Origin of the sequence: Rhodanobacter spathiphylli B39 (genome assembly GCF_000264295.1) — a bacterium.
GTDB classification, from domain to species: domain Bacteria; phylum Pseudomonadota; class Gammaproteobacteria; order Xanthomonadales; family Rhodanobacteraceae; genus Rhodanobacter; species Rhodanobacter spathiphylli.
Genome location: NZ_AJXT01000006.1, coordinates 17,333 through 32,363, shown reverse-complemented (window position 1 = coordinate 32,363; position 15,031 = coordinate 17,333). Strand labels below are relative to the sequence as shown.

Genomic DNA, 15,031 nt, shown 5'->3' with positions numbered 1-15,031 from the left:
CCAGCCGCCCTCCGGTTGGAATAGACCGGACGGCGCCAGGTGCTGAACCAGTAGAAATCCCGTCGTGACGCGCCCCTCCACTATGTCGTGCGGACGGCTCTCGACGCGTGGAGCGTCCACATCGCCAACGTGGAAACCAGGGACGTCGGGCTTGAAGAGGCGGGCGACAAAGGCGGGTTCCCGATCACCGCGCAGTGTAGCCGTCGCACCTTGGCGGGGCGGCGAGGAGGGCGTTTCCGTCGACGCGGGATTCGGGTACAACGGACCGATCCATCTCAAGCGAGCAACAAGATGCAAACAACGTCTTCGACCGGAAGCCTGGTCTGCGTCGGTCTGGGCATGACCCTGGGTTCCCATCTGGGCCCGCTGGCGCGCAGCCATATCGAACAGGCCGACGTGGTGTTCTTCGCGCTGTCCGATGGCATCGTGGAGTTGTGGCTGCGGCGCATGCATGCCGACGTGCGCAGCCTGCAGACGTTCTACCAGGAAGGCAGCTCGCGCATGAACACCTACTGGCAGATGGTCGAGGCCATGCTGGTCGAGGTGCGCGCGGGCAAACGGGTCTGCGGGGTGTTCTACGGCCATCCCGGCGTGTTCGCCTGGGTGCCGCACAAGGCGATCGAACTGGCCCGCGACGAAGGTTATCGCGCGCACATGGAGCCGGGCGTGTCGGCCGAGGACTGCCTGTACGCCGATCTGGGCATCGACCCGGGTGCGTATGGCTGCCAGCACTACGAAGCCAGCCAGCTGCTGTTCTACCGGCGCCGCATCGACCCCACCGCCTACCTGATCCTGTGGCAGGTCGGCGTGGTGGGCGACCAGTCGATGGCGCGTTTCTCGACCAACGCCGCCTATCGCCAGGTATTGGTGGACGTGTTGGCACGCGATTACCCGCTGACCCACGAGGTGATCATCTACCGCGCGGCGACCCTGCCGATTGACCGGCCCCGGATGGAGCGGGCCACGCTGGGCGCCTTGCCCCGGGCCGCCATCGGCATGGCCGAGACGGTGGTGATTCCGCCGGCCCGCCCGATGCAAGCCAACCCCGAGATTCTGGCGCGGCTGGATGCGCTGGATCGTGCCGTTGCCACACCGTCCTGACAGGGTCGATGCTGTCTGCTCGCGTCGCGGGCAATTACCGCGCTAAGATGCTGCATTGGGGTATTCAAGAGTCATTCGAGGCGTTGCATTGCTGCCAAGGGGCAGCGATGCACGCGCATGCAGATCACTGGGTAACAAGGGGAGAGCGGATCATGTTTGACGTTGTCGATTTCATGGAAAAAATGGGCGGGGACGCGCAGTTGTCGCAAGCGTCGGACAGTGAGCTGGCGGAGGCCTTGGCTGCTACTGATATTGCAAGCGAGCTGCAGTCGGTGGTGCTGGCGAAGAACGCACAACACTTGGAAGCCTTGTTGGTTGCCAAGCCCGTGTGCGTATTGCTCTCACCACCTGGCCCGCCAGGTTCGCCCCTTCATGCCCCATTGCCGCCGCCACCGCCGCTGCTGCCCGAGGAAGAGTGGGAGCAGTACCAGCGCGAGCGTTGAGCACTGGAGTCGAGTGCTGCCGTGGAAGGCTTGGTTTCAGAACACGGTACTGGCTGGCTCAGGAACCTGTGGCTGGCGCCAAGTGGTAGCGGAGACACAGGAGCGGCACGTTGGCTTGCAGCCCGGCTTGGGTTGCAAGCCGGCTGGAATGTGTTGACACCAGCCATGGGAGCCGGGACGCACTAAAAGCGCTTGGTCTCATGCCAAGACATCGCTTTGGGGTAAGGGGGAACCTATGTCAGACGTTATCGATTTCATGGAAAGGATGGGTGGCGACGCGCAGCTGTCGCAGGCGTCGCCGGAGGAGTTGGGTGAAGTTCTTTCCGCCACCGGTTTTTCACCCGAGGTGCAGTCGGCGGTAATTTCCAGGAACGCACGGCAGCTGAACACGTTGCTGGGAACAAATCCTGCTTGCGTCTTAATAGCACCGCCTCATCCTCCAGGGCCCGGGCCTAGCCCCATGCAGCCGGCTGTGCCGCCGCCACCTCCAGAGGAAGGTGAGCAGGACGAAACTCGGGATAGTTCAATATCTACGGGTTTTGCAGGAAATCCGGGCCATCAGCGCGAACTGCTACGGCCCTGATCCATGTCTGTCTCAGGCACTTTGTGTCGACGGCTGCTGACGAGCGCAATTACCACTCTCGCGCTGTTCATCGGTGTGGCCAATGCCGCTGATTCGAAGGGGAGCGATGTAGGGGCACTGCTATTGCAGCAGGCCGAATCGCAAACTTGCACGTCTTCGCTTACCGAACAATGCCTGCGCTTGCTACGTTTGATCGAGCAGGAAGATAGCAAGCTGTCCACGGAACAGCGCCAACGTTTGCATTATCTGCAAGCCTGGCGAGCAGCAATCGATGGTGACTACAAGAAATCGGATAAATTGATTGCTGCCATCCTTGACGAATCAAAGGATGTCAATACACGCATAGGGGCCGCGACGCTGCGTGTGAACTCATTGTCAGAACAATCCCGCTTCGTGGAGGCGTTCAGCCAGCTGAGCCAGTTGGTGGTTCTATTGCAGGAAGGAAGCGGCATTCTTTCAAGCTACCGCGAACAGGGCTTTGTAGTGGCGTCTTCCCTGTATGCGGACGCTGGCCAGTATGAGCTGGCGTCCTATTACGCCAACGAGATATTCAAGCAGGGCCTGGCCAGCGACGGGTATACCTGCGTGGACGACCATGCCCGCATCGCGGCTCTGTTCGGCAGTGGCCAGTGGCAGGGCATCGAATCGTTGATGGCGCAGGGCATCGAGGTCTGCATCAAGGAACGCAACAGCCTCTACGCCAATGGCATTCGTTATTTCGTCGCCAAGCTGGATGTCAGTCGCGGGCATCCGGAGCAGGCGATCGCCCTGCTGCGGAAGAACTACCCGGCGGCGGAACGCGATGGCTACGCACCCCAGCTGGCCCAGTTCAACGCCTTGCTGGCTGCCGCTTACTACGAAACCGGGCAACTGCAGCTGGCGCGGGAGTCGGCGCTGGCGGCGGTCACGCACGGCACGCACAACCATTACGCCGAATCCATCAGCACGGCCTACCGGATCCTGTATCTGGGTGCCAAGCAGCAGGGTGACGTCGCTTCGGCGCTGGCGTACCACGAAAAGTACATGACTGCCGACAAGGGCTATCTGGACGAGCTCAGCGCCAAGGCGCTGGCGTTCCAGACCGTGCAGCAGCAGGTGGCGGCGAAGAAGCTGCAGATCGACACGCTGAACAAGCAGAACCGGATCCTCCAGTTGCAGCAGTCGCTCGATCGCAGCGCCTCGGAAACCAACCGGCTGTACATCATCCTGCTGCTGACCGTGCTCGGCTTCATCGCGTTCTGGACCTACCGCATCAAGCGCTCGCAACTGCGTTTCATGAAGCTGGCGCGGCGCGATGGGCTTACCGGGATCTTCAACCGGCAGCATTTCGTCAGTTCGGCCGAACTGCAGTTGCAGTATTGCCGCAAGTCGTCGCGGCAGGCCTGCCTGGTGCTGATCGATCTTGACCACTTCAAGGTGGTCAACGACACACACGGGCATGCGGTGGGCGATCGCGTGCTGAAACGCGCCGTGGCGGCCTGCCAGAAACACCTGCGCTCCACCGACATCTTCGGCCGGCTCGGTGGCGAGGAGTTCGGCATCGTGTTGCCCGAATGCACGCTGGAACAGGCTTTGGGCCGCGCCGAACAGATCCGCGCGGCGATCGCCGACGCAGCCGGCAGCGACGATTCGCTGGCGGTGGCGGTGTCGGCCAGCTTCGGCGTGGCCACCATCGAGCGTTCGGGTTACGACCTCAGGAAGCTGCTGATCGATGCGGACGACGGCCTGTACCGCGCCAAGCGCGAGGGCCGCAACCGGGTCCGCGTCTGCGATGACGCGCAGCCACGCGAGCGTGTCGCCGGCGTGGCGGTCGAGCAGGCCTGAGCCCTTTCCTGCGGGAAAGGTTTATCGCGAAGCGCGCTCCGCCGTCTTGCCCGCCGGCGCATCCAGCCGGTCATGGTTGAGGATGGCGTTGAACACCAGCGGGTAGCTGCCGATGGTTTCGCCGCGCCAGATCGGGTTGCTGGCGAACAGCAGTACATGGCCCTTGCCGTAGCGGGCGTCGACCACGGCGGCGCGTTCGGCGATCTCGTCGCCACCATCGAGCAGGCCGGCGATCAAGAGGTCCTTCGCCGCGGCGTAGCGCAGGATCACCTGCGGTCGCTGATCGGGCGGGATCACCCACGGGTTGTTGCGCATCTGCTCGGCGTTCAGCGGCATCGGCTGCCATGGCTTGACGTCGGGCAGCGCCGGCGCGGCGGTCGCGGCGCGGCCTTCCGGCGTGTCGGTGTCGTGTGGGCCGCCCCGTCCGGTCGGGCGCTGGAAGTTCTTCGCGCTGGGCAGGCCGCGGTCGCCGCTGAGCAGGCTGGATACGCTGAACGACTGCCCGGCCGCGCTGTACAGGGCCAGTTCTTCGCGCGTGTAGCTGGCGGCGATCGGACTGCGCCGGTCGACGAACTTCGCCTGCAGCACGCTGCCGACGACCTTCAGCCGGCTGGTGGGAACGATCGACACGCCCGGCGCCATGCCGGTGTCGATGGCGAACTTCGCAGTGTCCTCGGCGGTGACCAGCAGCCCGCCGTCGCGCACGAACTGCTGGAGCCTGGCCAGCCCGCTGCTGCTCAGGCCGGGCCGCATGTCGTCGGTGGCATCGATGCGACCCAGGTTCGGCGTCAGCGCCGTGGTCTTCCACGGCAGCGGGTTGCCCCACATCGGCATGCCGTCGACGATTTCCCGCGTGCTGGTGTCGCCGATCGGGGCGAACAGGATCACGTCGTACTTCGCGTGCAGGTCGCCGATCCTCGCCACATCCTGGGTGCTGATGTAGTCGTACGGCACCTGCAGGTTGTCCAGCGCGATGCGCCACCAGCCTTCGGTCTGGGTGCCCAGCCAGGTGTGCATCAGCGCGATGCGGGGCAGCTTTCCGTTGGGCAGGTCGATCGCGGCCAGGCCCGCCGGTACGTCGACCGGCTGGCCGACCAGGCTCATCGGCGCCTGCAGGATCGCCGGATCGGTGATCCGCGCCACCTGCACGTCGAACAAATCGCCCATCGACCAGCCGGTGTCGTCGTAGGGATGCTGCTGCGGATCTTTCGGCGACCAGTACTGGCGATCCAGCAAGGTGTCGGCGATGCGCGAGTAGGGCTGGTCCATGCGCACCACGTAGCTGCCGGCGGGGAACGTCTGCGTGGCCGGCTTCTTCTGCTTGTCGGCGGGGGCGGGCAGGCTCACGGTGACCGGCGCGCTGGTGCGGCTGATCTCCACATGCTGGCGCTGCAGCACGCGCAGCAACTGGGCGCGCGAGCCGGCGCGCGGATCGCCGGCGCTGAACACGTAGGCGGCGGGCCCGGCCTGCTGCGGCTTCTCGATCGAGCGTTTGGCCTTCAGGTAGAAGTTCTTCAGGAACTGCTGGCCATTGCCGGCGAAATAGTTCAGCGCGGTGAGCAGGCCGGTCTGCTGGTAATTGTTGTTGTTGCGCTGCGACCACAGCACGGTGGGCAGCGGCGGGTTGGGCCGGTACCAGGTGCGCTCGTACTCGGACGGTTCGAGGATGCGCTGCACGGTGTCGGCGCCGCCGTTGCCGAAGGTTTCGTAGAGCCGGCTGATGCCGTTGTGCATGGCCGCGATAAACATCAGGTAGCCCGGGCTCCAGGTGTCGAAGTCGCCGTGGGTGAACACGCCGGGCATGCCCAGCCGGGTCATCTGCTGCACGTTGTCCCAGCCCAGCTGCTGCCATTCGCCGGTGAGGATCGGGTCGATCCACGCGTTGTACGGGCCGTCGCCCACCGTGTTGTCGTACAGGAACGGCACGGATTCATGCAGGTCGTGCAGCACCTGGGCATGCCAGCCCACGAAGGTGTCGGCCACGTTGCGGGTGAGCGCCAGCGACATGCCCATCGCATCGCGGTTGTTGTCGTGCGCCACGTAGTGGCCCCAGTACATCAGCCGCGGGTAGTTCTGGCCGGGGTGGGCCAGGTGCCAGTTGTACAGGTCGACCATGCGGTCGCGGCCATCCACCTCGACCACCGGCGTGATCAGAGTGATCACGTGCGAGCGGATGTGGCGGATGTACGGCGCCTCGTCCACTGCCAGGCGGTAGGCCAGTTCCATCAGCGCGGTGGGCGAGCCGGTCTCGGTGGAGTGGATGGCGCCGGTGATGTAGTAGACCGGGGTGGACTGGGCGACCAGCTGGTCGGCCTTCGCATCGTCCATGGCTATCGTGCGCGGGTCGGCCAGCTGGGCCAGCCGCGCCCGGTTCGCGTCCAGCCCGGCCAGCAGGCTCTCGTCGGCGATCGCCACCGCGATCATCTCGCGGCCTTCCTCGCTCTTGCCGATGGTGAACACCTTGACCCGCGGACTGGCGGCGGCCAGCGCCCGGAAATAGCGATGGACGTCGGCGCTGTACGGCAGGTAGTTCGGCGCGCCGGCGACATGGCCCAGCACCTTCTCCGGCGTGGGGACGCTGGCGGAGGCGGGCAGGTAACTGGTCAGCGGCGTGTTGAACGACGGGTCGGTGGTGAATTTCAGGATCTGGTCGGTATAGGCCTGGTCGACCGGCTGATCCGGCGCGCGGGCGTAGTCATTGGCCACGACGGTGCTGGCGGCCTGGGCGGCGAACACGCCGAGCGAGAACAGCACGCCGCATGAGAACCGGATGGTCGTATGCATGATCAGCTTCCCCCGTGGCCGTGGCCGGCCGATTTCCCCACTTTGCCAGAGCGCGCCGGACTGCGGATAGGCCATCAGTCAGGTAGGGATTCGGCCCGCATGCACCGTGCCGGTCGGCACGGGTTCGCCGCGCGATTCGGGTGCACAATCGGCAGACCCCTTGCCATGGAGCAGCGTCATGCGACCGACCGTGCTTGCAGCCCTGTTTTGCCTCGCAGTTCCCGTCGCCGTTTCGGCCCACGCGCCGAACCCGCACGCGGCCTCGCAAAAGGCCGGGAAGACCGGTGTCGAGAAGGCCGCTGTGGAGGAGGCCCTGAACGACCCCGCCCGCGCCGCCGACAAGGGCGACGACACCCGCCGCAAGATCGAACAGGTGATGCTGTTCGCCCAGGTCAGGCCGGGCCAGAGCGTGCTGGAACTGGTTCCGGGCAGCGGTTACTGGACCCGCGTGTTCAGCGCCGTGGTGGGGCCGCAGGGTCACGTCTACACGGTGTGGCCGAACGAGATGGGCAAGTTCGACACCGAAAGCCTGGCCAACTGGCAGAAGCTGACGGCCACGCCGCACTACGCCAACGTGGGCATCCTGCAGCAGCCGGCGGCGAAGTTGCAGGCACCGGCGCCGGTGGACCTGGTGTTCACCGCGCAGAACTACCACGACTTCCATGATCCGTTCATGGGGCCGATGGACATCGCGGCCTTCAATCGTCAGGTGTTCGATGCGCTCAAGCCCGGCGGCCTGTTCGTGATCATCGACCACGTCGCTCCGGCCGGGTCGGGACTCGCCGATACGAACACCTTGCATCGGATCGACCCGGCCTCGGTGAAGCAGGAAGTGGAGGCCGCCGGCTTCGTCTTCGACGGCGAAAGCAAGGCGCTGCACAACGCGGCCGATCCGCACGACATCAAGGTGTTCGACAAGGCGATACGTGGCCACACCGACCAGTTCATATTCCGCTTCCGCAAGCCCGCCAAGTGATCGGCGCAACGCGATCCGCTTGAGTTGCGGCGGCCTCTGGCGGCACCATCGGGGCGGCACGCCCATTCGCCGATGCCCGCAGGAGCGCCGTGAATTCCGATGAACCCGTCGCACCGGTGGCCGATCCGCACGATCCGCCACCGGTGCGTCCGCCCGAGCCCGATGCGGCCGATTGCTGCGGCGAAGGTTGCGTGCGCTGCGTGTACGACGTGCACGACGAGGCGCTGGAGCGTTACGAGCGCGCGCTGGCGGCGTGGCATGCGCGCCATCCGGGACAAGCAAGGGGAATCGAACCATGTGGATCGCCATGACGCGTGAGGTCAGCCCGGCACTCGGCGATTGCGAGCTGTCGTTCGTCGAACGCGCCGCGATCGACGTGGCGCTGGCCAGCGCGCAGCATCACGCCTACCAGCGCGCGCTGGAAACGCTGGGCTGCCGGGTGATCGCGCTGCCGGCCGAAGCCGATATGCCCGACTCGGTGTTCGTCGAGGACACCGCGATCGTGCTGGAGGAGGTGGCCGTGCTGACCCGACCCGGCGCCGCGTCCAGGCGCGACGAGGTGGCCAGCATCGCCGCGGCGCTGGGTGAGTGGCGACCGCTGCTGGCGATCGAGGCACCGGGCACCATCGACGGCGGCGACGTGCTGCGACTGGGTCGCACGCTGCACGTCGGCGAGTCGGCGCGCAGCAATGCCGCAGGCATCGCGCAGCTGCGCGAACTGCTGGCCGGACACGGTTACGCCGTCGAAGGCGTACCCACGCACGGCTGCCTGCACCTGAAATCGGCGGTGACCCAGCTCGATGACCACACCGTGCTGTTGCAGCCGGCCTGGGTGGACCGCGCACGCTTCGCCGGTTTCCGGGTGATCGAAGTCGACCCGGCCGAACCGCATGCGGCGAACGTGGTGCGCGTCGGCGATGCCCTGCTGATGCCGGCCAGCTTTCCGCGCACGCGGCAACGCCTGCTGGACGCAGGTTTCGCCGTGACCGCCGTCGACGTCTCCGAATTGCAGAAGGCCGAAGGCGCGGTGACCTGCTGCAGCCTGATCTTTCGCGCCACGGACTGAACCGTGCTCATCCGTTACCGCCTGGCCCGCCCGCAGGACGCCCGCGCGATCGGCGTGCTGGCGCGCCGGGTGACCCGGCGCTGGATCCTGCCGGAGCAACCGGCCAGCGCGGCAGCGTCGCTGCTCTACGGCATGGGCGCCCGGGTGATCCGGCGCAAGATCCTGGCCGGCCAACGCTTCCAGCTGGCCTGGCAGGATGGCGGGCGCCTGGTGGGCGTGGCGGCGATGCGCGACGAATCGCACCTGTTCCAGTTCTTCGTCGGCACGCGCCTGCACGGCCACGGCATTGCCCGCCGACTGTGGCAACGCGCGATGGACGATGCAGTTCGCCGCGCCGGCACGCGCCACTTCACGCTGAATTCCTCGGCGATGGCGGTGCCGGTCTACCGGCACCTGGGTTTCGTCTGCAGCGGGCCGCTGAAGATCAGCGACAACGGCCTGGTGACCCAGCCGATGCATCTGGATCGGCCATGAAGCGGGCCTCCTGACCCGCGCCGATCCGCGAGTTCTTGCGCCGGCTGTCACCGCAACTACGAATTTTGGTCATACCGCGGCAAGCGCCGGTCGCATATAAAACGCGCCGGGGGAATCCTTGCCAACGCGTAGGGATTTATCAATGTCGTGGAACAACAAGATCGTCCGCAGCCTGATGCTCGCGGGATGCGTGGCCTGTTGGCCGACGCTGGCCGCTCCGCTGCTGCCGGATCACCAGGAATTCGACGCCGCACTGCAGGTGCCGTTCCAGGCGACGGCAGGGCGGGACATCGTGATGCACTTCGAATACCCCGGGGCCAACCCGGGCACGCCGGTGGCGTGGCAGGTCGCGCTGCTCGATCGCGATGGCCAGACGCTGCGCGAATGGAATGGCGGCTCCGTGCTGCACACGCGCCAGGCGCAGGCCAGCATCCACTGGGACGGCCTCGATGCGCGCCACCAGCCGCTGGCCGCCAGCTACTACAGCCTGCGTCTGCGGGCGATCGCGCTGGACGATGACAACGCGCACCGCATCGGCAGCGGCCTGGCCAGCCGTGCGCTGACGCTGGCCGAACGCCTCGCGCCCGAGGCGATCACCGAGCAGCGCCAGGAAATCCAGATCGGCCATGTGCCGGCGGCGGTCATGCCCCGCTTCACCGCGCTGGCGCAGCATGCTGCCCCGCAGACCTTCGCGGCCAGCACCGGCGGGCTGCCCTACACGGTCTGGTACGGCGACCTGCACAGCCAGACCAATCACAGCGACGGCGGCGGCGATCTCGCCACCTGCCACGGCGAGCAGAATCCGCAGAGCAGTGCCTACGGCCCGACCGATGCCTACCAGTACGCGATGGGTCGCGGCCTGGACATGCTGATGACGTCCGAGCACAACCACATGTACGACGGCTCCACCGGCACCAACACGTCGGCCAACCCGGCCACCGCGCACAACCTGTTCGCCTCGGGCCTGCAGGCCGCCGCCGCGTTCCGTGCCGCGCACCCGAACTTCCTGGCGATCTACGGCCAGGAATGGGGCGTGATCAGTAACGGCGGCCACATGAACATCTTCAACGCCGACGGCCTGATCGAGTGGGAGAAGAACAGCGCCGGCCAGCTGATCGGCGACTACGAGATCGCCAAGGGCGACTACGGCTCGCTGTACACGCTGATGCGCAGCAAGGGCTGGATCGGCCAGTTCAACCATCCCGCGCAGAGCGGCCAGTTCAAGGTCGGCGGCACCGACTTCGGCTATACCGCCGACGGCGACCAGGTGATGGTGCTGGCCGAGGTGCTGAACAGCTCGGCGTTCTCGGTGAACACCACCGAATCGGAAACCGTGCGGCCCAACTACGAGATCGCCTTCAACACGATCCTCGAACGCGGCTACCACGTGGCGCCGAGTTCGGACCAGGACAACCACTGCGCCAACTGGGGCGCCAGCTTCAGCAACCGCACCGGCGTGCTGATCCCGACCGGCACCGCGCTGAGCCTGGACAGCTTCCTCGAAGCGCTGCGCGCCCGGCGCGTGTTCGCCACCGAGGACAAGACCGCGCAGATCGTGCTGACCGCGAACGGCCACGTGATGGGCGAGCGCTTCGCCAACAGCGGTCCGCTGACGCTCGACGTGAACTACGCCAGCACTTCCGGCCAGACGGCGCAGCACGTGGAGCTGTTCGAGGGCGTGCCCGGCAGCAATGGCAGCGTCACCAGCCTGTCCGGGACGGCCACCACCACGGTCACGCCGACGGCGGGCGAGCACTTCTACTACGCCAAGATCACCCAGGCCAATGGCCTGCGGCTGTGGTCCGCGCCGGTATGGGTGACCGAGGGTTCCGGTGGTGGCGGCGACACCACGGCGCCGACCGCGACCGCCAGCGAGAACGGCAGCAGCGGCAGCATCACCCTCAATGCCACCGCCAGCGACAACGTCGGCGTGACGCGGGTGGAGTTCTACGTGGACGGCGCGCTCAAGGCCACCGATGCCAGCTCGCCGTACAGCGCCACGCTCGACTCGACCACGCTGGGCGACGGCACGCATGCACTGATCGCCAAGGCGTATGACGCGGCCGGCAACGTCGGCAGCAGCAGCCCGGTCAGCTTCAGCGTGGCCAACGGCAGCTCTGGCGACAACACTGCCCCCACGGTGAGCGCCTCCGAAAGCGGCAGCAGCGGCAGCATCACCTTCAACGCCACCGCCAGCGACAACGTCGGCGTGGCGCGGGTGGAGTTCTACGTCGATGGCACGCTCAAGGCCACCGACGCCAGCTCGCCGTACAGCGCCACGCTGGACTCGACCACGCTGAGCGACGGCGCGCATGCGCTGATCGCCAGGGCGTACGACGCCGCCGGCAACATCGGCAGCAGCACGGCGGTGGCCTTCAGCGTCTCCAATGCCACCGGCACGCCCACGCAACTGATCGCCAACGGCGGCTTTGAAAGCGGCACCACGGGATGGACGCAAACCAGCGGCGTGATCACCAGTGACAGCAGCGAGCCTGCCCATGCCGGCAGCTGGAAGGCGTGGCTGGACGGCTACGGCAGCAGCCACACCGACTACGTGCGACAGCAGGTCAGCATTCCCGTCACCGTTGCCCATGCCACGCTGAAGTTCTTCCTGCACGTGGACACGGCCGAGTCGGGCAGCACCGCGTACGACACGCTGCAGGTGCAGCTGATCACCTCGACCGGCAAGTACATCAACCTGGCCAGCTTCTCCAACACCAACGCCGCCAGCGGCTACCAGCAACACACGATCAACCTGGATGCGTACAAGGGGCAGACCGTGCAGATCAATTTCTACGGCAAGGAAGACGCCAGCCTGGCAACTTCGTTCGTGCTGGATGACGTGGGCGTCGAGGCGCAGTGAGTGTGCACATGGCGGGAAGCGCAAGCTTCCCGCCATGCTCGCGGCTGCGGCTACACTGCGTCGGTTCGACGCCGTGCAGGGAACGAGGGATGAGTGACATCGACGCGACCGGGACCACCGGGAAGCTGATCCGCTACGCGCACCTGCGCTGGCTGGTGCGCATCCTGCGGCACCCTTCGGCGGTGCTCTTGCTGGTGCAGCTGATCGGGCTGCTGCTGTACCCGTTCATCGAACACACCCGTCCGGCCCGCGCGCTGTTCGGCGCGTTCGGCGTGCTGGTGCTGTGCCTGGCGATCGCGATGGTGCAGCGTACGCCGGGGCGGGCATGGATCAGTGCCGCCATCGCGGTGCCGGCGGTGCTGTTCAACGTGCTCGACCTGACACTCGGCCTGCCGGGGCTGAAACCCTGGTGGGCGGCGCTGGAGTCGCTGTTCCATTTCTACGCGGCGATCTGCCTGATCCGCTACATGCTGGCGGACCGGCGCGCCACCAGCGACGAACTGTTCGCGGCCGGTGCCACGTTCACCCTGCTGGCTTGGGCGTTCACCTATCTGTTCGTGCTGTGCCAGACCCTGCAGCCGGGCTGTTTCGCGGCGGCGGTGAATCCGGATGCGCCGCGCAGCTGGACCGAGCTGCTGTTCCTGAGCTTTGCCCTGATGTCCAGCACCGGCATCGGCGACGTCATTCCGGTCACCGTGCACGCCCGTGCGGTGGCCAGCCTGGAGATGTTCGTGGGGGTGATGTACATGGCGCTGGTGGTGTCGCGACTGATCGGACTGACCCTGTTGCGCAAGGGCGAGTAGCGACAGCGACAGGTGCGCCGGGCGAGGTGTCCCGGCGAACCGCGGTGACCCGCGGTTCGCCGGGGCAGCGGGCGCTTACTTGCTGTTCTTCTTCTTTTCCTGCTTGGCCGCCTTTTTTTCCTTCATGGTCTTGGCCGGTTTCTTCTTCTCGTCCTTCTTTGAATCCATGCCCTTGCTCATGTTGCTCTCCGCGATGTGGATGGTTGGCAGTGACGCATGGGAAGTCTAAGCCGTTCCGCCGGTTCCGGGCAGGGTGCTCAGATGCGATCGTCGGGGGCCAGGTAGCGCCATTGCCCTGGCGGCAGTTTCGACAGCGGTATGCGCCCCACCCGCAGGCACTTCATCGCCAGCACCTCGAGGCCGACCGCGTGGCACATCGGCTCGATCCGGCTCGCCGACATCCGCTTGAAGGCGAAGCGCAGGCGGTGCTCGCTCTGCCAGCTGACCTTGATCGGCGGCATCGCGTAGTTGTTGAAGCTGAGGCCGTGGTTGAGCAGGGCCAGGCCGTTTTCCTTCAGCGTGCCGCTGACCTCGACCACGAACTCCTGCTCGATCCGGTCAATGTCCTCGGTGAGCTTGCGGCTGACCCGCCAGTCCTGGGTGAACACCAGCAGGCCGCTGGCCGCGGTGGGCAAGGCCAGCGGCGCGCCGAGGCCGTGCATGTGCCGCTGCAGCGGCCGCACGCCGGAAGCGTCGTCGGCCCATCGCGTGGCCGGCGTGACCAGCGCGCGGGCCGGGTTCGGGCCGTCGCCCGCGTCGTAGCCGGCCGGCTTGTGCAGCACCAGGGTGATTGCCTCCAGCGGCGCCAGTCTGGCGGCCGGGTCGATCTCGACGGTCTGCGTGTCGACCATGAACTGCGGCTCTTCCACCACGATGCCGTCGACCCGCACCCAGCCGCCCTCGATGTACTGCTCGGCCTCGCGGCGCGAACATTGCGCCAGCGCGACGACGCGCTTGGCCAGGCGGAGGGATTCGGTCATCGGGCATGCCAGCGGGTGAAGGGGGGCCATTGTAGGCCGGCTTCGGCGCGGGAAATCGGTGGCTGGCAATCGGCGCCGGATGTCCCCACATCGAAGTCATCCGTTTTGGCACGAGTCACGACATGATCCCGTTTTCCATTCTCGACCTGGCCCCGGTGACCGAAGGCAGCGACGCCAGCCAGGCGTTCCGCAACACGCTGGACCTGGCCCGCCTGGGTGAACAGCTGGGCTATCGCCGCTACTGGCTGGCCGAGCACCACAACATGCCCGGCATCGCCAGCGCCGCGACGGCGGTGCTGATCGGCCACGTGGCCGCAGGCACCTCGACCATCCGCGTCGGCGCCGGCGGCATCATGCTGCCCAACCATTCGCCGCTGCAGGTGGCCGAGGCGTTCGGCACGCTGGCTTCGCTGCATCCGGGCCGGATCGATCTGGGGCTGGGCCGCGCGCCGGGCACGGACCAGGCCACCGCACGCGCCTTGCGCCGCTACTTCGATGGCGCGGACAACTTTCCGCAGGATGTGCTGGAACTGCTCGCCTATTTCGAGCCCGCCGTGGCCGGACAGCAGGTACGCGCGGTGCCCGGCGCCGGCGTCGAGGTGCCGGTGTGGCTGCTCGGCTCCAGCCTGTTCAGCGCGAAGCTGTCGGCGCAGCTCGGCCTGCCGTTCGCGTTTGCCTCGCACTTCGCGCCGGACGCAATGGACGAGGCGCTGGCGCTGTACCGGCGTGATTTCCAGCCCTCCGCCCGCCTGCAGCAGCCGTACGCGATGCTGGGCATCAACGTGGTCGCCGCCGACAGCGATGCCGAGGCACGCCGGCTGTTCACCACCCAGCAGCAGAGCTTCATCAACCTGCGTCGTGGCCGGCCGGGTCTGATCCCGCCGCCGATCGACGACATCGAGGCGTACTGGACGCCGCCGGAAAAGCTGATGGTGGAGCGCGCGCTGGCCTGTGCCGTGGTCGGCGACGCGGCCACGGTGGAGCAGGGCATCGCCGCCTTCATCGGGCGGCACCGGCCGGACGAACTGCTGCTCACCGCCAACGTGTTCGAGCACGCGGCGCGGCGGCGTTCGTTCGAGCTGGCGGCTGCGGCGCGCGATCGTCTGCAGGCCGCATGAGTCCCGCGGCGCCAAT

The 15,031-nt window shown here is 66.7% G+C and carries 12 protein-coding genes; 10 read left to right on the top strand and 2 right to left on the bottom strand.

Going from position 1 to position 15,031, the window contains the following annotated elements:
* Positions 1 to 291: 291 nt before the first annotated feature.
* The 3 genes from UU7_RS04780 (at position 292) to UU7_RS04770 (ending at position 3,951) form a co-directional block, all read left to right on the top strand.
* Entirely contained in the window at positions 292 to 1,101 is an 810-nt protein-coding gene (locus UU7_RS04780) for an SAM-dependent methyltransferase (protein WP_050981414.1), read from the top strand.
* 152 nt (positions 1,102 to 1,253) lie between these two features.
* A complete protein-coding gene (locus UU7_RS04775; protein WP_007805893.1) occupies positions 1,254 to 1,544 on the top strand; it encodes a hypothetical protein in 291 nt (96 codons plus the stop codon).
* 946 nt (positions 1,545 to 2,490) lie between these two features.
* Positions 2,491 to 3,951 carry a GGDEF domain-containing protein gene (locus tag UU7_RS04770; RefSeq protein ID WP_238530888.1) on the top strand — a complete coding sequence of 487 codons (1,461 nt, stop codon included), beginning with the start codon at positions 2,491 to 2,493 and terminating at the stop codon, positions 3,949 to 3,951.
* A 21-nt stretch (positions 3,952 to 3,972) separates the two neighbouring features.
* On the opposite strand, the gene UU7_RS04765 is transcribed toward UU7_RS04770, so the two are convergent.
* On the bottom strand, positions 3,973 to 6,735 hold the full coding sequence (locus UU7_RS04765) for a M14 family zinc carboxypeptidase (protein ID WP_007805889.1): 2,763 nt from the start codon (positions 6,733 to 6,735) through the stop codon (positions 3,973 to 3,975).
* A 178-nt stretch (positions 6,736 to 6,913) separates the two neighbouring features.
* On the opposite strand from UU7_RS04765, the gene UU7_RS04760 reads away from it, so the two are divergent.
* From UU7_RS04760 to UU7_RS04735, 6 genes are all read left to right on the top strand, one after another.
* The gene (locus UU7_RS04760) at positions 6,914 to 7,711 is read left to right on the top strand and encodes a class I SAM-dependent methyltransferase (RefSeq protein WP_007805886.1); all 798 of its coding nucleotides are present in this window, start codon (positions 6,914 to 6,916) and stop codon (positions 7,709 to 7,711) included.
* An 89-nt stretch (positions 7,712 to 7,800) separates the two neighbouring features.
* On the top strand, positions 7,801 to 8,022 hold the full coding sequence (locus tag UU7_RS04755) for an oxidoreductase-like domain-containing protein (RefSeq protein ID WP_007805885.1): 222 nt from the start codon (positions 7,801 to 7,803) through the stop codon (positions 8,020 to 8,022).
* On the top strand, positions 8,019 to 8,777 hold the full coding sequence (locus UU7_RS04750) for a dimethylarginine dimethylaminohydrolase family protein (protein WP_238530887.1): 759 nt from the start codon (positions 8,019 to 8,021) through the stop codon (positions 8,775 to 8,777). Before UU7_RS04755 ends, UU7_RS04750 begins: the two co-directional genes overlap by 4 nt.
* A gap of 3 nt (positions 8,778 to 8,780) precedes the next feature.
* Entirely contained in the window at positions 8,781 to 9,251 is a 471-nt protein-coding gene (locus UU7_RS04745; RefSeq protein WP_007805880.1) for a GNAT family N-acetyltransferase, read from the top strand.
* Positions 9,252 to 9,393: 142 nt separating this feature from the next.
* Positions 9,394 to 12,114 (top strand): Ig-like domain-containing protein, encoded by a 2,721-nt coding sequence (locus UU7_RS04740; RefSeq protein ID WP_007805878.1) that lies wholly within the window; start codon positions 9,394 to 9,396, stop codon positions 12,112 to 12,114.
* An 89-nt stretch (positions 12,115 to 12,203) separates the two neighbouring features.
* Entirely contained in the window at positions 12,204 to 12,917 is a 714-nt protein-coding gene (locus UU7_RS04735) for an ion channel (RefSeq protein WP_007805876.1), read from the top strand.
* A gap of 257 nt (positions 12,918 to 13,174) precedes the next feature.
* Here UU7_RS04735 and UU7_RS04730 read toward each other — a convergent pair whose 3' ends face one another.
* Complete coding sequence (locus tag UU7_RS04730) at positions 13,175 to 13,897, bottom strand: rRNA pseudouridine synthase (protein WP_007805875.1); 723 nt, start codon at positions 13,895 to 13,897, stop codon at positions 13,175 to 13,177.
* A 122-nt stretch (positions 13,898 to 14,019) separates the two neighbouring features.
* Between UU7_RS04730 and UU7_RS04725 the strand changes: the two genes are divergently transcribed.
* Positions 14,020 to 15,015 carry an LLM class flavin-dependent oxidoreductase gene (locus UU7_RS04725; RefSeq protein ID WP_007805873.1) on the top strand — a complete coding sequence of 332 codons (996 nt, stop codon included), beginning with the start codon at positions 14,020 to 14,022 and terminating at the stop codon, positions 15,013 to 15,015.
* Positions 15,016 to 15,031 lie beyond the last annotated feature (16 nt).